The organism is Ruegeria sp. C11 (genome assembly GCF_056537725.1).
The window spans coordinates 21,463-43,641 of sequence record NZ_JBQFSB010000009.1; the positions used below are offsets into that span (position 1 = coordinate 21,463).

The window sequence follows — 22,179 nt, forward strand, 5'->3', positions numbered from 1 at the left end:
TGTTTGTTAGCCCGATCCCCATCGTTTTGGCGAGGTCACCCCATATGCATCCGCATCGCCAGATTGCCCAATATCCACACCGTCCCGAGGATGATGATCAACAGTACAAGCGTCGAGAACAGCACCAGATCCAGATCCTCGCGGCTGCTTCGGCGGCGATCGATGTGCAGGAAATAGATCAGCTGAACCACAAGCTGCGCCAATCCAAGCAGGCCAATGCTCAGGTAAACGCCGACGGTTTTGATGCCGTACCGGTATGCGATGGCAAACACGGCGAGGGTCAGAGCCAGCGACAGACCGTATCCGATCACATATCTGCGCCGCTCGCGCTTGTGCATCTCGCTCCTTCTATCCATAGGTCAGCCCCCCGAAATAGACGATGGTGATGATGCCGATCCAGATCAGGTCGAGGAAATGCCAGAACAGCGCCAGCCGCATCACGCGGGATTTCATCAGGTCGGTCATTCCCATGACCCGCAGCTGAATCCCCAGTACGATCAGCCACAAACACCCCACCGCAACATGCAGCCCGTGCAGCGGAACCAGACCATAGAATGCTGACAGGAAGCCGCTGCGCTGTGGCACCCCGCCCTGCTCGGCCATCGACATGAAATCACGGATTTCCAGCACCAGAAAGCTGAGACCCAACAGCAAGGTCAACCCGAACCAGAACACGATCCTGACACGCGGCAGGTTGTATTTCAGCGCCAGCGAGGCCAGCCCCACCGTCAAACTGCTGGTCAACAGGATCAGGGTCTGGGCGAAGATGCTGTAGAGGTCGAACAGTTCATGCGGCCCCGGCCCGCCCGCCTGCGCATCGATCATCGTGATGTAGATGGCGAACATCAGGCCGAAATAGACCAGATCACTCATCAGAAAGACCCAAAAGCCGAACTGAACCCGTTCCGTCGCCTTATGGGCGCTGGCGTGGTCCTCGCCCAGATTCAGGCCGGGATAGCTGTGTCTTGGTGCGCGTCTCATGTGGCGGCCTCCAGATCGGGGCCAGCAAGACCGCGGTTTTCCGGAGCGGTTTCGTGATCGCGATCCACCGGAGCGGAACTACGAACCAGATCGAGCCAGGCTTCGTGCTGTTTGCGGACCTCTGCGGCGGGGATGATTTCCTCTGTATCAGTGTTAAAGCTCCAGACGATGACCGACAGGATGATAAGAACCGACACCAACGCAGCCAGCCACCAGATCCACCAGACCAGCGCAAACATCCAGACACCGCTGAGCACGCACAGGATGAAACCGATGGACGTGTTTTTGGGCAAGGCGATATCCTCGTAAGCTTCGGGTGACGGATAGGCCTCACCCCGCTCCTTGGCGGCGGCAAAGTCATCGCGTTCGGTCACTTTCGGAATGATCGCGAAATTATAGGGCGGCGGCGGCGCCGGGATTGACCATTCCAGCGTGCGCCCGTCCCACGGGTCGCCAACCGGTACGCGGGCTTTGTCACGGTCGCGGATGCTGACCCACAACTGGATCAGGATCGAAAACAGCGCGCAAGTTATGATGAGAGCCCCAAGGATCGCAACGATCATGTAGGGGTGAAACGACGGGTCACTGTAACTGAACGACCGGCGTGGCATTCCCATCAGACCGACGAAATACAAAGGCATGAAGGTCAGCAGGAAACCGACGGTCCACAAGATCGCCGACATCCGGCCCCAGAATTCATTCAGACGGAACCCGAAGGCCTTAGGGAACCAATAGTTGTAGCCGGCCAGCATCCCGAACAGCACACCCGGCAGCAGCGCGTTATGGAAATGCGCCACAAGGAACAGGGTGTTGTGGACCTGATAATCGACGGTTGGATTGGCCAGAACCACGCCACTCAGCCCACCGATGACAAAGAGGATCAGGAAGGATAGGCCATAAAGCATGGGGACCGACAGGCGAATGCGCCCACGATACAGCGTGGCCATCCAGTCATATACCTTTACGCCCGTGGGGATGGCGATCAGCATGGTGGCAATACCAAAGACTGCGTTGATCAGCGCGCTTTGCCCCATGGTGAAGAAATGATGCAGCCAGACGGTAAAGGACAGCACCGCAATCGACATTGTAGCGATGACCAGTGACGGATACCCATAGAGCCGCTTGGCCGAGAAGGTGGCGAAGGTCTCGGAATAGATGCCATAGGCGGGCAGCACGAGCAGATAGACCTCGGGGTGGCCGAACAACCAGAACAGGTTGGCATAGTTCATCATGTTGCCGCCGAGATCATTGGTGAAGAAATGGAAATCCAGATAGCGGTCGGCAGCCAGCAGCAGGGCGGCAACCCCCAGCGGCGGCATGGCAAAGATTATAAGGATCGAACTGCAGATGATGGTCCAGCAGAACATCGGCATCCGCATGAACTTCATCCCCGGCGCGCGCATCTTGTAGATGGTGACGGCAAAGTTGATCCCGCTGAGTGTGGTCCCGACGCCCGACACGACTATGGCCCAGATCCAGTAATCCGGCCCTACCCCGGGATTGAAGGCCGCACCGGTATAAGGAGGATAGGCCGTCCAGCCGCCGGTCGAGAATTCGCCCACTACCAGCGACACCATCAGCATCATGCCTGCGGAAACGGTCAGACCAAGGCCGATCTGGTTCATGACGGGAAAGGCCACATCCCGCGCCCCGATCTGCAGCGGCATGATGAAGTTGATGACGCCGACCACAAAGGGCACGGCGACAAAAAACACCATGATCGTGCCATGCGTGCTGAACAGTTCGGCAAAATGGTCGGGCTCCAGAAACCCGTTATCCGGCCCCATCGCCTGCTGCGCACGCATGACGACGCCTTCCAGCACGCCGCGCGCCAGCATGACAATTGCCAGCACGATATACATGATGCCGATTTTCTTGTGATCGACACTGGTCAGCCAGTCGCGCCAAAGAACGCCCCACAACCGAAAGTATGTCAGCAGACCCAAAACCGCGATGACGCCGACAATGACAACGGCTGCCGCAGCGTTGGCGACGATCTCATTCACACCGGGATTCTGGATTAGTGCCGTGATCGGCAGCGCGTCCCAATTCAGGCGGCCAATGAAACTGTTCTCGACCGATGTCATTGATCTGCCTCCTGCGCAGCAGTGTCTGCCTTGAACTCTGTGGTGCCGGGCTGATCCGCGCGCGGCAGCGGCTTGCCGCTGTGGTACCGGGCGATGATCGACCGGAACAGATCATCCTGAACAGTGAAATACAGTGCCGCGTCGGGCATATCAGGTGTTCCCAAAGCCGCCTGAACCTCGTCCCGGTCCGAACGCATGGCAAGCGTGCCATACGTCACCTCATCCAATGGGATACCTACAGATTTCACCTGATCGACCCAGGCTTCAAAGCCGCCATCCTCCATCGCGAGGGTCGCGAATTTCTGCTTGGTGAACCCGCGACCATTATACTGGGTGTTTTCCCCCTGCATCCGGCCCGGCACATCCGCTGACAGATGCAGCTGTGTGGTCATTCCGGGCATTGCATAAATCTGGCCGGCCAGCGCGGGGATCATGAAGGATTGCATGACGGTATCGGTGGTCAGGGTTATGGCCACCTGACGTTTTACGGGAATGCCCAGCTCGCCCACCGTAGCGATGCCGAGATCGGGATAAATAAACAGCCATTTCCAATCGAGACCGACCACCTGAACGCGCAGGGCCGGATCGTCACCGAACGGAGCGGAATACGGATCAAGCCGGTGCGTGGCTTTCCATAAATAATAGGACAATAGCGCCACAATGGCGATCGGAACGCCCCACATCAGCAACTCCAGTCCGACGGAGAAATCCCAGTTCGGCCGATACGCGGCGTTCCCGCCCTTGCGGCGGCGGTATCGCAGAACGATCAGCGGCACCAGAACCAGAACCGGGATGACCGCAATCATGATCAGCGCGGTCGCGCGGATCAGATGGACTTTTTGCACCGACGCAATCGGTCCTTGCGGGTCCATGAACGTATTGCTGTCGCACAAGGCCGGACCGGCCATTGTTATCAGAGCGGCCGCGGCAAGTGCCGACAGGACCGCAGGTTTCTGTGCCGTTCGTGTCACGCCTGCCTTACCTGTATATGTCTCTGATCCCGTTCGATTATTAGGAGAAAACCAAAATTTCTCAAGGGTTTTGAAACCCCGGCCAGTTTGCAAACAATGTTCAATGCAGGGTCAGTTGCAGCGAATTCCGAGCTTTAGATGACAAATGACCGGTCAAATTTGCCCTGCCGGTTCCTGCCCTTCGGATAGCCAGTTCATAACAGTTCTTACCCGTTTGGTGGATCGCGCCTCGGGCACTTCTACGAAATAGCCATGGCTGGGCGGGATATTCTCATCGAAGATTCTGACAATCCGCTTCTCGCTGATGTCCTGAGCGATCAGCGGCAGCCAGCCCAGAATGACCCCCTGCCCATCCGCCGCGCCCCTTAGCAGAACATTGGCGTCCTCAAACACAGGGCCGCGCAGATGGTCGGGCGTGTCCACGCCCAGGGCGCGGAACCAGTCAAGCCATCCCCAATGGTCGCGCTGATGCAGGATCGGCACATCCAGCAGGTCCGACGGTTGCCGGAACGGGCCGTGACGTCGGATGAAATCAGGGCTGGCAACGGCGACCGGTCGCAGCTCCAGCAGCTTCACCGTCCTGGCCGATACATTCTGAACCCGTTCCCAGCGAATGATGATATCGGCCCCCTGCCCGCCGACCGACATGGGCCGATACGACGGGACAACCTCCAGTTCGATACCCGGATGACGATCCCAGAAATCACTGATCCGGGGCATCAGCCAACGGGCGGTGAAAATGGGACCGGCGGCAATCCTGACGACGTTGCGGGATCGACCCTGCAGGGTATCGACGGTTTCTTCGAGAACGGTAAAGGCCTGTTCAGTGGCTTCTGCCAGCCGCTTTCCATCTTCGGTCAATGCAATCCTGCGCCCGGACCTGTCGAACAGGCGAATGCCCAGTTGTTCCTCAAGACCGCGCACGTGATGGCTGATTGCTGTGGGGCTGACCGATAGCCGAGAGGCCGCCTCTCTGAAGCTGCCAAGCCGAGCCGCCGCATCAAACGCGCGCAATGAGGGCAAAGACGGGAGCATGGCAAACCTAGCAGATGAGTCAAACTCATCTAATGTTGAGAAACCTGTCTTTGTAAACAGTGATTTTCCGGTGTGTTTTGATTTCACCAACAAAGCAGGCTCATGAGCGAATGGCACCTCAATCGCGGCGGCGAGGTCGAAAAGACCGCATAGCCCGTGCTCAGCTACCGGACGAACACCCAGCCGTCTGGCCGGGTGTCGAAGGCGGTCGGTTCAAACCGCTTGCGCCGCATGAGGTCGAGCTGGTCGAGGAAAGCGTTCTTTCACTGCTGGAAACACTGGGGCTGAGTCAGGCGACCCCGTCGATGATCCGCCGTGTCACCGACGCCGGGGGCAGCCTGACCGGGGATGGCCGCCTGTTGTTTCCGCGCGCTCTGGTCAATGCGGCGATAAAGGACGCGCGCCGTGGATTTTCCTTGTGTGGCCAGGACATCCAGCACGATCTGCGCATCAAGGACGCGCGCGTCCACATGTCTACCGGGGGCGCGGCGCCGGGTGTGTTTGACATCGACACCGGGGCCTATCGCGACTCGACCCTGAAAGACCTGTATGATGCCGCGCGCATCTCTGACCGGATGGAGAACATTCATCATTTCAGCCGCTCGGTCGTGGCACGCGATATCGCAGACAATGCGGTGATGGATCTGAACACGGCCTATGCCTGCCTGATGGGCACGTCCAAACATGTCTCTATTTCCATCAGCGAACCGGAAAACGTGTCCGCCATTGCCGAATTGTGTTATCGGGTCGCCGGTAGCGAACAGGCATTTCGCGACCGACCGTTTCTGACGGTGATGGTCTGTCATGTGGTGCCGCCGATGCGATTTGCCGAAGACGCCTGCGAGGTTCTGGAGCGTGCCATTCTGGCGGGTTTCCCCGTGCAACTGATCAGCGCCGGTCAAGCCGGTGCAACCAGCCCGGCGACGATAGCGGGGTCTTTGGTTCAGGCGGTTGCGGAAACGCTGGCGGGGCTGGTGTTTGCACGTCTGGTCGACGCGCCGGTCCGCGCGATATTTGCACCAAAACCACTTGTGGCCGATTTGCGCACCGGGTCCATGTCCGGCGGCGGCGGCGAACAGGCCATACTGATGGCGGCGGCGGCACAGATGGGGCGGCATTTCGACCTGCCGACCAGCTCCATCGCGGGCATCACCGATGCCAAGACGCTGGATGCGCAATATGGCGCAGAAAAGTCGCTGGCCGTGGCCATGGCAGCGCATGCCGGATCGAACATCGTGACACAGGCCGCAGGAATGCAGGCCAGCCTGCTGGGCGTATCGCTTGAGGCTTATGTCAGCGACAATGACCTGCTGGGCAACATCCTGCGTACCATTCGCGGGGTTGAGGCAACGCCGGATAACATCGCCGCCGATGTGATTGCCAACGTGTGCCGGGGCGAAGGTCACTATCTGGGTGAGACCCACACCTTCGGTCGTATGAAATCGGATTACTTCTATCCTCATCTCGGCGACCGCCGTACCCCGCGCGAATGGCAGGAGGACGGGGCCAAACCGGTCGGAGAGGCCGCGAAGACTGCGGCGCGCGAAATTATGGCCTCACATTACCCGTCCCACATCGACGATGCGATAGACAGGGCTCTGCGCGACGCCTTTGACATCCGACTAAGCCGCGCTGACATAGGGAGGCCGGAATGAAATCCGAAACCCTTGCGGAACGGGCCCGCAAGAACTTACCCGGTGGGGTCAGTCACGAATTGCGATACCGGGAACCATATCCCATCTGTTTCGACCGGGCCGAAGGCGCCGAAAAATGGGATGCCGACGGTCGGCGCTATGTGGATTTCAAGATGGGTTCGGCCAGTCAGATGCTGGGCCATTGCCATCCCGCGATTGTGCAGGCGGTGCAGGAGCAGGCCGCGCGATCCCTGTTTTCCGCCGACTGCCATGAAGCGGAGGTCGAATGGGCCGAATGGGTGAACCGGCTGTTTCCGTCGGCCGACAGAACCCGCTTTACCGCGTCAGGGACCGAGTCGACGATGCTGGCCCTCAGGCTGGCGCGCGCATGGTCGGGAAAGGACAGAGTGCTGCGCATCGACGGCCATTTCCACGGTTGGCACGATTACGCGATGAAAGGGGCCAAGGCGGGTAGCGATGCTCCAACGACGCTGGGCGTTCCAGACGCGGTGAACGACCTGATCGAGGTGTGCGCCGCCGATCCGCAGGCTGCGGAAAGCGCATTGCAGGACGACCGCATCGGTACTGTCATTGTCGAGGTTTCGGGGGCGAATTACGGCAGCATTCCGATGTCCACGGACACGCTGAAGGGCATTCACGATGTGGCGCGCGCGGCGGGCACGGTTCTGATCTTTGACGAGATCATCACCGGGTTCCGTTGGTCGCCGGGCGGACGTCAGGCGCGCGACGGGATTACGCCGGACCTGACGACGCTGGCCAAGATCGTAACCGGCGGCCTGCCGGGTGGCGCAGTTTGTGGACGGGCAGAAATCATGGAGCTTATGAACAACGCAGCCGTCCGCGATGGTCTGTCCCCTCCGGTCAGTCACAAGGGTACCTTCAACGCCTCGCCCCTGATTGCGGCCGGGGCTTGTGCGGCGATGCCGCTGCTGGCCTCGGGACAGGCGCAGGCGCGAGCAGACGCCATGGCGCAACGCTTGCGCGACGGCATGAATGCGATCATGTCCGAGCTTGGCGTGAGTGGGTTTGCCTATGGCGAAAGCTCAGCCTTCCATCTGCATTTCGGACACCGTGATCTGAGTGGTCTGACCCCTGCCCAGATACGCGGCCTGCCGGGGGGCATTGTTCGCGCCTATCGGAATGGGCTGTTGGAGCGCGGTGTCGACATGATGTCGTACACATCGGGCGTAACCTCGGGCGCGCATGAGGTCAGTCATATCGACGAGGCGCTTGACGCCTTTCGCGACACGCTGACGGAAATGATCCGGGACGGGGTGCTGCAATGAGCCTGCCCAAACACGCGCGAACGGTCATCATCGGTGGCGGGGTCATTGGCTGTTCGGTTGCCTATCACCTTGCCCGCGAGGGGCGAAAGGACATCGTGGTTCTGGAGCGATCCAAGCTGACATCCGGCACCACCTGGCACGCCGCCGGATTGGTTCGGCGGTTGCGCCCTTCGGCGACGCTGACCAGACTGATCAACTACTCAATCGACCTTTATGGCGAGTTGGAGAGAGAGACCGGTCAGGCCACAGGCTGGACCCAAACCGGATCACTGACGCTGGCAACCAATCAGGACCGGCTGACCAACATCAAGCGTCAGGTCTCACTCGGTCGGGCCTTCGGGCTTGAGGCGCATGTGGTCGATGCAGCGCGCGCCAAGGAATTGTGGCCGCTGATCGAGGTGGACGATGTGATAGGGGCCGTGTGGTCACCGGCTGACGGGCGGGTCAACCCGTCGGATGTGGCACTGGCCCTGTCCAAAGGCGCGCGCGCACGCGGTGTGCGGTTTTTCGAAGACACGGCTGTCACGGGGTTGCAGAAGAAAGGCGGGCGCATTTCCGGCGTTGAGGTTGGAGATCACCTCATCACCGCTGATGAGGTGGTGATCGCTTGCGGTCTGTGGTCCCGCGAGGTCGCCGCTATGGCCGGGGCAAACATGCCGCTTTACGCCTGCGAACATTTCTACATCCTGACGAAACCCCTGCCCGAGGTTCAGACGCTTGGACCCGGCACGCACCTGCCGACGCTGAACGATCAGGACGCGTTTCTTTATGCCCGCGACGACGTCGAGGGGTTGCTGGTCGGATCGTTCGAACCACATGCGAAGGGCCTGCCGCTGGATCGTCTGCCCGCCGATTTCTCTTTCGATCTGCTGGATGAAGACTGGGATCACTTCATGCCGATGATGGAAAACGCCCTGCGCCGTATTCCGGCGCTGGAGCAGGCTGAGGTGCGGATGCTGCTGAACGGGCCGGAGAGCTTTACCCTCGACAGCCAGTTCATGATTGGGGAAAGCCCGGACGTGCCGGGACTGTTCCTGCTGGGCGGGATGAATTCGACGGGTATCGCTCTGGCTGGCGGGGCAGGCAAGGCAATGGCGGACTGGATCATCGCAGGTGAGCCGACGGTGGACCTGAACGAGGCCGACATTCGCCGCTTTGGCCCCGAGATGAACGTTCTGGGCGCGCTTGAGGAACGGATACCCGAAGTTCTGGGCCGTCACTATGACAACCCCTATCCGGGTCGTGCCATGACCACGGCACGCGGTCAGCGACGCTCGCCCATCCACGCAGGGCTTGTGCAGGCAGGCGCGCAGTTCGAAAGCCGCGGCGGCTGGGAACGCGCGGTGCATTTCGGTGGCGAGGCGGCACATCTGCCGCTGACGTTCGGTATTCCGAAATGGCGCGAGCAGGTAGGACATGAAGTTGCCGCCTGTCGGACGAGCGCTGCCATTCTGGATCAAAGTGCCTTTGGCAAGATCATGGTACAGGGACCGGATGCCTGCGCTTTCCTCAATCGGCTATGTGCGGCGGAAATGGACATTGCGACCGGCCGCATCGCCTATAGCCAGATCCTGAACCGCCGGGGAGGCATCGAATCCGATGTGACGGTACAGCGGCACGGGCCGGACATGTATCTGATGATCACAGGGGCCGGAGAGGTTGTCCGCGATTTGCAGCGGATGCGGGACCTCAGGCCGGGTTTTCGCGTCGAAATCACGGATGTCACCAGCGGTTACGCAATCATCGGGCTTGCGGGCGCCCGCGCACGCGAGGTTTTGCAGGCGACAACCAACACCCCGGTTCCCGATCTGAAACGATTTCAATTTGCCCCGGTCGAGGTTGGTCTGGCGCGGGGCTGGGCCGGGCGGCTGAGCTTTACTGGCGAGGACGGGTACGAGTTGTATCTACCTTCGGATATGGCGATGAGCGCCCATGAGGCTTTGGTGGCTGCAGGCGCGACGCATGCTGGTCTGTACGCCTCGGGCACCTTGCGGATCGAAAGCGGGTATCGGGCGTTCGGGCATGAACTGACGCCGGGCGTAACGCCGGTGGAGGCCGGATTGCAGCAGTTCTGCGCCATGGGCAGCGGCTTTGTCGGGGAAGAGGCGATAAGGCAAGCGGGTACACCCGAACGCATGATCGTCTCGATACTGTTTGACGATCCAAACGCCATCCCGATCCATGACGAACCGATCTATTACGAGGATAATGTGGTTGGTCAGATCACCGCGGCGGCATGGAGTGACCGGTTGGGGTGCACGGTTGCTCTGGCGATGTTGACCGGCGCGCTGGACCGTATTCGGTCCGAGCCCGTCATAGACGGGTTCGAGGTGGAAATCGCCTGTACCCGTTTCACCGCCCGCGCCACGGCCAAACCGATCAAAGAGGTATATTCATGAGCGATACGCTGCGCACCACGCAGGTCGCCATCATCGGTGGCGGGATCATGGGTGTCGCCACCCAGTTCCAACTGGCCGAAAACGGCTGGACAGATACAATCCTGTTCGAAAAGTCCGAGCTGACCTCGGGCTCGACATGGCATGCGGCGGGGCAGATCGCCCATGCGGTTGGCAGCCGGGTGATGGGTTGGATCAACAAAACCTCGATCGAGACCTACAAGCGGGTCGAGCGGGAGACCGGGCAGTCGATCGGCTGGCACGAGGTTGGCGGGTTCCGCATCGCCACAACGGATGACGAGGTGGACTGGATGAAGTCCATCATGGGGGTCGGCAAACTGCTGGATCTGCCCATGGAACTGGTTGGGCCGGATGAGGTCGCCCAAGACAATCCGTTCTACCGCGTGGATGACGTGAAGGCCGCCGTTCGAACCTTTGAGGATGGCCATATCGACCCTTCTGGCGTCACGATGGCACTTGCCGCTGCCTCTCGCGCACGGGGCGCGGTGATCGAACGCCGCAACCGGGTGACCGGGGCCAGCCGAAAAGGGGATATGTGGCTGCTGCGGACCGAAGCCGGAGATGTACTGGCTGAACATGTGGTGATTGCTGCCGGATCTTATTCCAATCAGGTCGGAGAATGGTTCGGTCTGACGATCCCGTCGGTTTCCTGCCTGCACCACTATCTGGTGACCGACGCCGTTCCTGAATTCGAGGGCCGCGCAGAACTGCCGGTCATGCGCGACAACGCCTTTGGTGGCTATATTCGTCAGGAGCAAAAATCGGGGCTGATCGGCATCTACGAAGGTCACGTGTGCCCAACGGTTTGGGAAATGCCCGATGGCGCGCCCTGGGCGGCTGAAAATGAGCTGTTTCAGGCGGATTACGACAGTATCGGTGATTTTCTGATGGTGGCTTTCGGTAAGATGCCGATTTTAGCCGATCTGGGGATCAAACGCGTGGTGCGCGGTGCCATCACCCATACGCCGGATGGGGGCATGCTGGTCGGACCGTCAGGCGCGCCGAATGTCTGGCTTTCCTGCGGTTCGTCCATCGGGCTGGCCTGGGGTGGCGGGGCTGGCAAGGTGCTGGCCGACTGGATGGTGCATGGTGAAACACAGATCAACACGCGCGGGCTCGACCCGCGCCGTTATGGAAATTTCGCATCCGGCCAATTCATCGTCGAGCGCACGAAAGATGAGTTCATGCGGCGCCACGACACCCCCTGCCCCGGCAAACAATTCCATTCGCTTCGGCCCGTGAAGCGCCATCCACTCTATGACCGACTGGCCGCCAAAGGCGCGGTTTTCGGGGAAGTCGCGGGCTGGGAACGACCGAGGTATTTCGGTGAGGTTGGCGAACAAGAACAGATCGGCTGGAGTCGGCAGGCATGGCATGAGAACGCAAAGCGCGAAGCTGTGGCCACGCGGGACGCTGCTGGTGTCATCGATCTGTGCGCCTTTGCCCAGTTCGAGATTATCGGCAAGGACGCGGGCAACCTGCTGGATCGCCTGTCCGCCAATGGCATACCGGCCCGTGACGGAAGGATGAATCTGAGCCATCTGCTGACACCCAAAGGCCGGTTCGAATCCGAAATCACGATCTGGCGCATTGCCGGAGACAGGTTTTTCACCGGATCACCGATTGCACGCGCAAAGCCCGATCTGGAGTGGATCAGAGGTCATATCCACAAAGGTGAAGACGTTCGGATCATCGACAGAACGGCAGATTGGGGGATGCTGGCGCTGTCGGGACCCGCGTCGCGCAACATCCTGTCGGATCTCACCCGTACCGACCTGTCGAACGCAGCCTTTCCGTGGCTGTCCGGTCAGGAGATCGAGATCGCCGGGATCGCCTGCTACACATTGCGCGTCTCGTTTGTTGGTGAACTGGGATGGGAACTGCACTGCCCGCTGTCGCAAATCGGTGATCTCTACGACGCCCTTTTCAAGGTGGGAGAGGCGCATGGGCTGATCGATCTGGGGTCTTATGCCTTCAACGGGATGCGAATGGAAAAAGCCTATCGCGCGAGCGCCGAACTGACCACCGATGTCGGCCCCTTCGATGTCGGGCTGGAGCGGTTCGTCAAAAGTGACGGGCGGGATTTTGTCGGACGCGCAGCCCTGTTGGATCGCAAGCCTGAGTGGGAGTTGCTTTTTGCCGAAATTCATAGTGGCGGTGTGGATGTGTCGGGAGGTGAACCGGTTCTGTCTGATGGCACGGTCATCGGCCTGACCACATCCGGCGGCTATGGGTACACCGTGGACAAAAGCCTTGGCTGGTTGTTCGTCCGCAGGGGCACACCACGAGTAAATCTGACGGTTCAGCTATTGAACGAAACATATGGCGTGACCGTGCATGAAAAGGCTGTATTCGATCCTGAAAACCGACGACCGGGTACGGATGGATAATCATGACAGGGATCACGGATCTTAGCGCCACGGAACTTGCAAAGCGTTTGCGTAATCTGGACCTCTCCGCAAGCGAGGTTCTTGTCGCGTGCCGCGCGCAGATCGAAAAGCATCAACCTGCGATCAAAGCCTTTGTCACCCTCGATTGGCAAACCGCAGAGTCTCGGGCAGCCGAACTGGACCAGATGGCTGCGCGCGGGGAATTTGCCGGGCCACTTCATGGAGTGCCCGTGGGGATCAAGGATGTGTTCGAAACTGCTGGTCTGCGCACCACTTGGGGGTCGAAGAGTTTCGCGAACCATGTGCCGAAACGGGACGCGATACACGTAGGCCGTTTGCGACAAGCCGGGGCGGTCATCGTCGGCAAGACCAACACGCCCGAGTTTGCCTTTTCCGGGCAAACCGCGAACCTTGTTGTCGGAACAACCCGCAACCCGCTGAACCCGGCGAAGACCGTCGCGGGCAGTTCGGGCGGTGCAGCCGCCGCACTTGCCGTGCGTATGGTGGCGCTGGCGGATGGCTCGGATCTGGGCGGCAGCACGCGCACACCTGCGGCTTGGTGCGGAGTGGTGGGGTATCGGCCCAGTACGGGGCTGGTGCCGATGTCGCCAAACCCGACCCCGTTCGACGGCTTGCATGTTCCCGGGCCAATGGCGCGAACCGTCACGGACCTGACGCTCATGCTGGAGGTCATGCAGGGTCGCACGCCATCGCAGCCGTTGATGTTTGACGGCGTCCTTCCCGGCTTGGGCATATTGGAACAGTCCGACCCGCCGGGACGACTGGCCCTGTCGCTTGCCCCGTTCGGGGCACGCGTCGATCCTTCGGTGCAAGCTGCCATTGCGCCGGTTGAAAGCTTGTGTCGCGAGTTGGGGTGGCAGGTCGAACAGGGTGAACCGGATCTTTCGCCCCTTCTGGAACATGGCGATTTGATCCGCGGGCAATCGGCCCTTTCGGTGCGCGCCATGCTGAACCCGGACATGGCGCTGGCGGGTGAAAGCTTTCGTACCGCCTGCGCGCAGGCAGAGGCGCTGAGCCTGATGGACGTGATTGCCTATCAGCACACCCGTGCACAGGTTTGGGAACATGTCGTCGACTTTTTTAAACGCTACGATTTTGCCCTGTGGCCAACCGCCACCGGCCTGCCCTTTGATGCAGATCTAAGAGATGGCGAGATCACCGAAGACTGGCGGACCGTTACCCTGACGCCGGTGATGGAACTGCCCTCGATTTCCCTGCCGTTCGGTACGTCCTCGGACGGAATGCCGGTTGGCCTTCATATCACCGGGCCGAAAGGCTCGGACGCTAAACTTCTGCGCTTTGCCCGAAGCATCGAGCGCGCATTGACCGGAGAAAGTTCATGACACTCATAAACGGCGGAGAAGCGGTTTACCGCGTCTTGAAAGCCAACGGCATCGATACGGTATTCGGCCTGTTGGGCGGCTCGATGCTGGAGCTTTACGACGCGATGTATAATGGCGGCGAGATTGCCTATGTCGGCGCGCGCGACGAACGGGCGGCGGGCCACATGGCCGATGCCTGGGCGCGCATGACCGGCAAACCCGGCGTCGTGCTGGGTGCGCAGGCCGGGCCCGGTGTCGTGAACATCGTAACCGCCGTGGCCGAGGCGTATCTGGCCTATTCGCCTTTGGTGGTCATCGCCGGTGCCATCTCGCGCGCGGATCAGGCCAAGGACACGTTTCAGGAGGTCGATCAGGTCGCCCTGTTTGCCCCGATCAGCAAACGGTCGGTCATGGTGACCGACCCGTCGCGGCTGGTTCCGATGCTGGAGGACGCAATTCGGCTGGCCAATACCGGACGTCGCGGACCGGTCGTGCTGCACGTGCCGCGCGACCTGTTTGCGGCAGAAGTTCCCGCGATTGATCCCGCGGCCATCAAAGTGGCGCAATCGGGCCCGGCGGCGCCTACGGATATTTCGGCCATTGCCGCAATGCTGTCTGCCGCGCAGCGGCCCGTCATTTTTGCCGGGGGTGGCTTCAAATGGGGTCAGGGACGAGACGCGCTGACGAAACTTGCAGAGACGTTGGAAGTTCCGGTCGTGGCCTCGACCGGTCATGCAGACGTGATGCGCCACGGGCATCCATGGTTTGCCGGTCAGGCGGGGCCGCGCGGCAACCGGGTGGCCTCGCGCCTGACCAAGGAGGCGGACGTAATGGTCGTGCTGGGTGCGCGGCTGGGTTTCAATTCGACCTTTCACTCCCACGACTATGTCGGGCCTAACACGCGCATTGCACATGTGGATATCGACGGCTCTGCAACCGGACGGTACTTTCCTGCCGAGATTGCCGCACAGGGGGATGCCCGCCTGACAGCCGAGGCCCTGACCCACGCCGCAAACCGTCCGGACGCTGATACGTGGCGAGCGGCGTTCCGAAAGGACATGGAAGATTTGGCGGCGGAACGTCAGACTGAGGCAGAGATTTCCACCCTGCCCTTGCACCCTCGGCGCGCTCTGGCAGAAATACGCGCTGTCCTTCCGGAAAATGCGGTCGTTACGCTTGATACAGGCAACACATGCCTGCAGGCCGCAGATCGGCTGGCGCATTACGAGCCCCTGTCGCTGATTACACCGCTGGATTTCGGGCTGGTCGGTTTTGGATTGGCCGCAGCCGTCGGAGCCAAGGCAGCTACACCGGAACGGCCTGTGGTGGCGATCATGGGTGACGGGGCTGTTGGCTATACGATGATCGAAATCCAGACGGCCATTCAACACGGATTGCCGATAGTGATCGTCGTCCTCGACAATCAGGCCTGGGGGGCAGAAAAGGCTTATCAACAGGAATTCTATGGTGGGCGCCTGCTGGGCGCGGAAATCCAGTCCCCGAGGTACGACAAATTCGCCGAGCTTTGCGGCGGCAAGGGGATTTGGGTTGAAGGACCGGGGGAGCTTGGATCTGCGTTGCAGGCCGCAATAGCCAGCAATGAAACAACGGTTGTCCAGGCCCGCATCGACCCCGGCGCGCTGATGACGCTACGCAAGGATCTGTTCAAGGCCCCGGATCAGGGCGGTAAGCAAAACTGACATTGAACGGTTCCGGTACAGGGCCGGTTCACAACAGGGCCGCATCCCGGCTGGTGCCAGAGCGTATCATGGGGTTAGAGTATCGGTACAAGCAGTTCAATCCGGAGCCCCATATCCATGCGTGCCGTGCTAATTGTCCTTTGCCTGATCCTCTGGTCGGGATCAGCGTCAGCACAGAACCGCGCCGCGGTTGAAAGGCAGTTTCAGTTGTGGCTGGATCAGACGGTCTGGCCGCAGGCCCGTGCCGCCGGTGTGTCGCGAAAAACCATGAAGCAGGCTTTTACAGGGGTGACGCTGAACTGGGATTTGCCGGATCTGGTCCCGCCGGGGACAAAGGCCAGAACGCCCAAGAAGCAGCGTCAGGCCGAATTCGGATCACCGGGAAAGTACTTTAACAAAGGCTCGGTCGGCGGGGCGACATCCGTTGGGAAGCAGATGGCGCAGCGGCACGCCAAAACCCTTGCCCGGGTTGAAAAGTCCACGGGCGTGCCATCTCAGGTCATTCTTGCCATCTGGGGCCGCGAAAGCGGTTATGGCCGGGTCGCCATTCGCCATGACGCGTTCCAGGTTCTAGGGACGAAGGCGTTCATGAGTACCCGATCCGATTACTTCTTTGAGGAACTGATTGCCGCCCTGAAAATTGCCGAAACAGGTAATATCTCTGGCCGCGCCATGAAAAGCAGCTGGGCGGGCGCGTTGGGTCAGCCACAATTCATGCCAACGAACTACCTGCAATATGCAGTGGATGGCGATGGCGATGGCCGCAGTGACATCTGGAATTCCGAGGCCGACACGATTGCGTCGATTGGCAACTATCTGGCCCGCCATGGCTGGGTTTCGGGTCGGGACTGGGGATTCGAAGTGTCCGTTCCGGAGTCGGTGTCCTGCGCGTTGGAAGGGCCGGATCAGGGCAGACCCGTTGCCGAATGGGCCGGGATGGGCGTCACCCGTGTATCCGGCAAACCCTTTCCCGCGCACGAACTTGCAGGCGAAGGATATCTGATGATGCCTGCGGGCCGAAATGGACCTGCCTTTATCGTCACACCGAACTTCTATGTTCTGAAGGATTATAACATGAGTGATCTTTATGCCCTGTTCGTCGGTCATGTCGGGGACCGCATCGAATACGGCATGGGCGATTTCACGGCATCCTGGGGAAAGGTCGGCGGTCTTTATCGTTCGGACATCGCAGCGATGCAGCGGGCGCTGGAAAAACAGGGGCACGATGTGGGTGGCGCTGACGGCCTGCCCGGTTTCAGGACACGGCGATCCATTGGCCGCTGGCAGCAGGCCAACGGGCACCCACCGACCTGTTTCCCGCAAGCCAGCATGAAATCGGAACTCAGAGGATGACGCCGAGGGCACACAGCTTTGGTTTGCCACACCTTGACCGGGACGCCGGTTTCCTAGACACCCAAAAGAATTTGCGATACCGGAGCGCGCAGGCAAATTAGTATTGTGACAAAACTTCGATATTCCAATGATCGAAATTAAAGAAACTCTGGTTGTATCACTCGCCGCTGACGAAAGGCGGCGCGCGCATATTCAAAAACATCTGACCGAGTTCGGGTTGGGCAAGTTTTTGATCATCGACGCAACTCCGGCGGACTCTGACGCAGTCAGGGATACGTATATGAGCGGGAAAGTTGCCAATTTTCCGATCTGCTTCAGGTGCAACAGGTCCATTGAACTCGGCTTTTTCATTGATCTGCTGCCTCGCTTCATCCGGAAAAAGTACAAATGCAAATGCGAAAACAACATCATCATTCCCCAACAGGTCGCCAATTGGCTGTCCTTTATTGAGGTCTGGAAGTACTGCGCCCAATCTCCCAACGACTACTTCATGATCTGCGAAGACGACGTGGCCTTTCATCATAACGCGCGCCAAATTCTCGATCGTTTTACCAAGGACTTTTCACCCACTCGGCAGAACGTTCTGATAAGAATGTGCTCTTCCGGCGAACGGCCCTTTCAGCATCTGCCCGAAACCTATGAACTCAGCGATCGCCCGGTAATGAGCAATGCGGCACACATCCTGAACGGCCATATGGCCGCCCTGCTATTGCAGCAGTTCAAACGGATCGAGACAACGTCGGACGTCTGGGTTCACGAGGTAATGGCTGCACGAGAGGATGTTCGGGCCGTAACAATCGAGCCGCTTCTTGCGACGGACCTGTCATTCAACAAGGACTTCGCGCAGTTTGCGTCCCGCATTCACCCAAAAGGCATCGATGCTGAGGATGCGGACAAACTCCGCACGCATGTCAGGCGTGTGGAAAACCGCCGTGAATACGAAAAACTGTTCCAGAAGTGGACGCAACGCCCCAGTTGATTTTCCTGCCCCGATCACGTCGGTTCTTAATCCACAAGGAGGTTTGGAATTGGCGGATCAGTTGCGGCGAAACACCAGTACCTGACCGTCACCCAGTGTCCCGGCGAATTCGCGGACGAATTCCAACTGCTCATCCGCGTCACGCGCCAGTTCCGGGATGGCCCGAAACATTCGGGACGGAAACAAGACCACCAACATCACTGGGCCCGGTTTCGCCATTTCTTTGATATAGGCGTCGGAACTTCCGATGGTTGGCCAGTCTGCATCGAAGTGACTTTCAAACACCGGACCGCCGGGGTTGATGGCCAGAACACGCTCTGACGGACCACGCAAACTTGTCACCAGCGCATAAGCCCCGGCCAGATTCTGCTTTGGGGCGACGTAGTTTCGCGGAACAAGAAGAACCGACAAACCGATCATCACGGCAACGCCCGTTGTGAACAGAAGACGTCCAAGACCGGGTCGGTTGAACAGGTCGGCCATCAGGTTTGAGCCGTACCAGCAACCAATCACGGCGAGCACAATGAAAAACCCGATATCGGCAAAGAAAAATCTTGGCCAGATCCGCATGTTGAACGCCAAAAGGACAACAAGCGTTACGATGATGTGCGCTGCGACAGACGCAAAAAACAGCGGCTGCGTCCCATGCGCACCCAAAGCCCCAAACGCAATGACCACCAACCCGCAGACCGCGACGACAAGTGTCAGGGGGCCGGTGTTCCCGATTGCAGTTCGCAACCCTTCCACTACGGTCCAAAGCGGGTTTTGGTATTCCTGCATCGGATCAACCGCCGAAGTTTCCGAAACCCCACCGACGGTTTCCACAATGCTAGGAAAAATCGGCAGGTACGCCAACAGGATCAGGGCCGAGGCAACCATTACACCCAGCAGCGCGTTCAGAACCCATTCGCGGGTCAGTGCGCCTCGTCCAAATCCGGTCACCAGCGAAATCAACCAAACTAGCCCAAGCGCGACAAAGAAAAATGCGCCGGTCAGATGAGTAAAGACTGCGGCAGCGGCCGTCAGCCCGAAGGCGATCCAGACACCTACGGAAGGACGGTTCATTCCACGCATAAAGAAAATAAGGCCAAGCGTGCTCCAGAAAGCGAGCTCGGTGTATCCGCGCGCGTTCTGGGAAAACCAGACCTGATGATAGGACAGCGCCACCAGCAGACCCGAAATATGAGCGATTTTGGTACTCGCGACATCCCTGGCCAGCCACCAGATTGCCCCGACTGTGCCAACACCGAACAACATAGCAGGCAGGCGATAGGCCCAGGATTCATGCCCAAAGATCTGGGACGCCAGCTTTGCCTTCATGCTGAAAAAGTAGTGATGGTTCATCGAGTAATCGCGCATCATTTCGCCCCAAGGCAGGCGAACATGCGTGTCGACCGTCCAGATCTCGTCATACCACAAAGGAGCATTCAGCCCGGCGGTTCTGAGTACCGCTGCAAGAAGCAGAATGAACAAAAGTAGCGCCAGATCATTGCGGCCAAGCGACCGGACGTTTTGGTTCATGCGGTTTCTCCGGACATCCACAGTCAAATTCAATGCGCCAGTATTTCCTGCTTTCTGGTCCCCGCCGGGACCGGCCCTTGCAGAAAGCAATCACAGTGAAACGTCTTAAATCCGCCCAACAAGGCTTGTTCGATCATCCCCAATCCACGGTCACGAGTCGATATGGAACTGAATATGCGGGTGTCGTCGATGGCCCTCTGTTGCCCATAGGTTAACTTTTCTCGCTCACGGCATCATTTGTTGACAAAATCACGACACAAGCCTCTGATAAACATACCCGCTGTTGAATTGAGCTTTCGGTCCCGGATCTTGAAGGTGAAAATCGGATTTGCGAACGTATTTATCGTTACTTGGCAACCCTGAAGAAGACTGAAGAGAAGCCGCAGAATAAACAGATCTAAGATATAGTATTTTAGTATTCACACCCTCGATGTCCCAATCTGTCCTATTGTCCGGGATGAACCGTTTTTTGAGTTTTGGAGTGCGATTGATGAGATCGAAAGAAACCATCAAATGACCGGGAAGGGTAAATCCAGCGCAACAAAGAAGTACCTGTTGCGCGTCGCCGGGTCGGCGCTGATCCTGACCGCTCTGTTCTGGGTCATTCCGATTGATGCGCTGTCCGAAGCCTTCAGTCGTCTGACCGTCGGGGACTTTCTGCTGGTTCTGGCCGCATTTCTCGCTTTGCATTTGGCCGCAGCACTCAAGTGGTGGTTCATCCTCGATTTCAAGGTTTCGCCGCTTACGGCGATCCGATCTCATTATTCCGGGCTGGCGGCAGGGCTTTGCCTGCCCGGCGCCATCGGCGGCGACGCGGTCAGGGGCGGTATCGTCTATGCGGCCACCGGCAACGGCCCCCATGTTGTTGCAGCAGGTGCAACCGACAGGTTCATAGATTTTGCGGCTTTGATTATCCTGTCCGTCATTGGTTTGTCCTGGGCGCTGACCAGCGGCGGAAGTGTCAGCCTCACCATAGAAACCGTGCTGGTCTTTCTGGGTTTCACGGCACTGGCAGTTGTTGGTTTCCGGCTGCTTCCGCTTATCTGGACCGTTGCACCATCCCTGCCCGGCCGGAACTTCGTTCACTCTTTGGGTGACGAGTTTGCAACCTTATCGAAACGGCGCTTGCATCTTTGCCTGGCGCTGTGCCTGTCCGCCGCAATCCAGTTCGGGCTTGTCTATATTTCCTTCCGACTGGCCCAGGCTGCCGGAGCAGGGATCGAACCGGGCCACTGGCTGTTCGCCTGGCCCATCGCCAAACTAGTCGCGGTGCTGCCCGTGTCGCTGAACGGGCTGGGCTTGCGTGAAGGGACCCTGGCCAGCATTCTGGCCCCTCTCTACGGAGATGCCGCTGTTATTCTGGCCGCAGGTCTGGTCTGGCAGGGGGTCATGTTTGCGGCCGGCGGCCTTGGGGCGCTTACATTCCTGCTTACGGAAAAGGCCAAAACCGGGCGATCCATACCCACCGAATAGGTGTCATCAGCTCAAACGGGAATCCTGATCCATTAAGACTCCGGCGCACATTCAGGCGCCGGTAATTGGTTTCCGGTTGGCTTGCGCCGATCAAAGCTTGTCCAGAGATTCCTGAAGTTTCTCCAGTTCACCGGCCCGCATCGAGATCGCCTGTGCCGGATAGGGGAACGCCTTGGCGCGCACTTCCGACTGAAACTCTTGCAGCGCCTCGACGCGCTCCTGATACATCTGCTTGTGCAGGCGGCCCAGATCGCGGAACGCATGGGCGTGGCGCGGCGGGTTCTCGGCCTCGCCGCAGATATCGGCCATGAACAGGAAGATCACATCGCCCGCATTGCCCGATCCCAGCGAGATGGTAACGATCGAGGTGCGATCATTCAGAAGGCGCAGGGTGTCTTCGGCCACACACTCGATCTCGCATGCGAATGCTCCGGCGTTTTCATAGCGCTTGAACGTGTCGTGAATCTGAATCGCTTCATCGGCGGTACGGCCAAAGGCACGCAGACCACCCGCCCAGTGGCTGAGTGACGGCACCAGCCCCATGTGCACCTGAACCGGAATGCCTTCTTTGGCCAGCATTTCGACCACTTCGTAGGATCGGTTGGTGAAATACATGTCCGCGCCCTTTTCCATGCAATCGATGGCGTGGCGCATGATTTCGTCCTTGGTGGCGAACTGACCCCAGTTCATGGCAGTGCCCGCAAAATGCGTCGGCGCAATTTCGCGCGCCATGTCCAGATGCACGTCCCACAGCGTCAGAAGGTCGATCCCCGCATCGACGCAGGCCTGCATTTCGGCCTCGTTGGCGGGGTTGCACATCGTCAGGCGTTGGCCGGTCTTTTTCAGGTCCAGCAGGTCCTTGACGGTATAGTTGCGCTGCGCCGGTCGGCGGCCAAAAGTATAGATGTTTTTCATCGCGTTCCCTGTCTTTCAAACGTGAATTGCCGGACCTCGAAAGGCCCGGCTTCTGAGGTTTCCTTGCTTGCCT

The 22,179-nt window shown here is 59.3% G+C and carries 16 protein-coding genes and 1 pseudogene; 10 read left to right on the forward strand and 7 right to left on the reverse strand.

Features of this window, described 5'->3' with window-relative positions; all coding sequences use genetic code 11:
• Window positions 1-35: 35 nt before the first annotated feature.
• The 5 genes from ACR0NA_RS16100 to ACR0NA_RS16120 all read right to left on the reverse strand — a co-directional run bounded on the left by ACR0NA_RS16100 (window position 36) and on the right by ACR0NA_RS16120 (window position 5,074).
• Window positions 36-356 (reverse strand): cytochrome o ubiquinol oxidase subunit IV, encoded by a 321-nt coding sequence (locus tag ACR0NA_RS16100; protein WP_480730577.1) that lies wholly within the window; start codon window positions 354-356, stop codon window positions 36-38.
• A complete protein-coding gene (locus ACR0NA_RS16105; RefSeq protein WP_480730578.1) occupies window positions 349-981 on the reverse strand; it encodes a cytochrome c oxidase subunit 3 in 633 nt (210 codons plus the stop codon). The genes ACR0NA_RS16100 and ACR0NA_RS16105 overlap by 8 nt, the downstream gene beginning before the upstream one ends.
• Window positions 978-3,068 carry a cbb3-type cytochrome c oxidase subunit I gene (locus tag ACR0NA_RS16110; RefSeq protein WP_480730581.1) on the reverse strand — a complete coding sequence of 697 codons (2,091 nt, stop codon included), beginning with the start codon at window positions 3,066-3,068 and terminating at the stop codon, window positions 978-980. Before ACR0NA_RS16110 ends, ACR0NA_RS16105 begins: the two co-directional genes overlap by 4 nt.
• The gene (locus ACR0NA_RS16115; protein ID WP_480730583.1) at window positions 3,065-4,039 is read right to left on the reverse strand and encodes a cytochrome ubiquinol oxidase subunit II; all 975 of its coding nucleotides are present in this window, start codon (window positions 4,037-4,039) and stop codon (window positions 3,065-3,067) included. Before ACR0NA_RS16115 ends, ACR0NA_RS16110 begins: the two co-directional genes overlap by 4 nt.
• A gap of 153 nt (window positions 4,040-4,192) precedes the next feature.
• Window positions 4,193-5,074: a LysR substrate-binding domain-containing protein gene (locus ACR0NA_RS16120; protein ID WP_480730586.1), complete on the reverse strand. Its 882-nt coding sequence runs from the start codon at window positions 5,072-5,074 to the stop codon at window positions 4,193-4,195.
• Between the two features lie 110 nt (window positions 5,075-5,184).
• On the opposite strand from ACR0NA_RS16120, the gene ACR0NA_RS16125 reads away from it, so the two are divergent.
• The 9 genes and pseudogenes from ACR0NA_RS16125 (at window position 5,185) to ACR0NA_RS16165 (ending at window position 18,197) form a co-directional block, all read left to right on the forward strand.
• A complete protein-coding gene (locus ACR0NA_RS16125) occupies window positions 5,185-6,729 on the forward strand; it encodes a trimethylamine methyltransferase family protein (protein ID WP_480730588.1) in 1,545 nt (514 codons plus the stop codon).
• Window positions 6,726-8,015, forward strand: a complete 1,290-nt coding sequence (locus ACR0NA_RS16130; RefSeq protein WP_480730590.1) for an aspartate aminotransferase family protein — start codon at window positions 6,726-6,728, stop codon at window positions 8,013-8,015. Before ACR0NA_RS16125 ends, ACR0NA_RS16130 begins: the two co-directional genes overlap by 4 nt.
• On the forward strand, window positions 8,012-10,414 hold the full coding sequence (locus ACR0NA_RS16135) for a GcvT family protein (protein WP_480730592.1): 2,403 nt from the start codon (window positions 8,012-8,014) through the stop codon (window positions 10,412-10,414). The genes ACR0NA_RS16130 and ACR0NA_RS16135 overlap by 4 nt, the downstream gene beginning before the upstream one ends.
• Window positions 10,411-12,822, forward strand: coding sequence for an FAD-dependent oxidoreductase (locus tag ACR0NA_RS16140; RefSeq protein ID WP_480730594.1), 2,412 nt, complete (start codon window positions 10,411-10,413; stop codon window positions 12,820-12,822). Before ACR0NA_RS16135 ends, ACR0NA_RS16140 begins: the two co-directional genes overlap by 4 nt.
• Window positions 12,823-12,824: 2 nt before the next feature.
• Entirely contained in the window at window positions 12,825-14,186 is a 1,362-nt protein-coding gene (locus ACR0NA_RS16145; protein WP_480730596.1) for an amidase, read from the forward strand.
• Complete coding sequence (locus ACR0NA_RS16150; RefSeq protein WP_480730598.1) at window positions 14,183-15,865, forward strand: thiamine pyrophosphate-binding protein; 1,683 nt, start codon at window positions 14,183-14,185, stop codon at window positions 15,863-15,865. Before ACR0NA_RS16145 ends, ACR0NA_RS16150 begins: the two co-directional genes overlap by 4 nt.
• Window positions 15,866-15,982: 117 nt before the next feature.
• Window positions 15,983-17,218, forward strand: coding sequence for a lytic murein transglycosylase (locus ACR0NA_RS16155; protein ID WP_480730600.1), 1,236 nt, complete (start codon window positions 15,983-15,985; stop codon window positions 17,216-17,218).
• Between the two features lie 127 nt (window positions 17,219-17,345).
• Window positions 17,346-17,747 (forward strand): annotated as a pseudogene (locus tag ACR0NA_RS16160) (glycosyltransferase family 25 protein); the annotation flags it as partial.
• A 132-nt stretch (window positions 17,748-17,879) separates the two neighbouring features.
• Window positions 17,880-18,197: a hypothetical protein gene (locus tag ACR0NA_RS16165; RefSeq protein ID WP_480730887.1), complete on the forward strand. Its 318-nt coding sequence runs from the start codon at window positions 17,880-17,882 to the stop codon at window positions 18,195-18,197.
• Window positions 18,198-18,254: 57 nt separating this feature from the next.
• Here ACR0NA_RS16165 and ACR0NA_RS16170 read toward each other — a convergent pair whose 3' ends face one another.
• Window positions 18,255-19,718 (reverse strand): glycosyltransferase family 39 protein, encoded by a 1,464-nt coding sequence (locus tag ACR0NA_RS16170; RefSeq protein WP_480730602.1) that lies wholly within the window; start codon window positions 19,716-19,718, stop codon window positions 18,255-18,257.
• A 513-nt stretch (window positions 19,719-20,231) separates the two neighbouring features.
• Here ACR0NA_RS16170 and ACR0NA_RS16175 point away from each other — a divergent pair.
• Window positions 20,232-21,191 carry a lysylphosphatidylglycerol synthase transmembrane domain-containing protein gene (locus ACR0NA_RS16175; RefSeq protein WP_480730604.1) on the forward strand — a complete coding sequence of 320 codons (960 nt, stop codon included), beginning with the start codon at window positions 20,232-20,234 and terminating at the stop codon, window positions 21,189-21,191.
• A 90-nt stretch (window positions 21,192-21,281) separates the two neighbouring features.
• On the opposite strand, the gene ACR0NA_RS16180 is transcribed toward ACR0NA_RS16175, so the two are convergent.
• Window positions 21,282-22,106, reverse strand: a complete 825-nt coding sequence (locus ACR0NA_RS16180; protein ID WP_480730606.1) for a 3-methyl-2-oxobutanoate hydroxymethyltransferase — start codon at window positions 22,104-22,106, stop codon at window positions 21,282-21,284.
• Window positions 22,107-22,179: the final 73 nt, after the last annotated feature.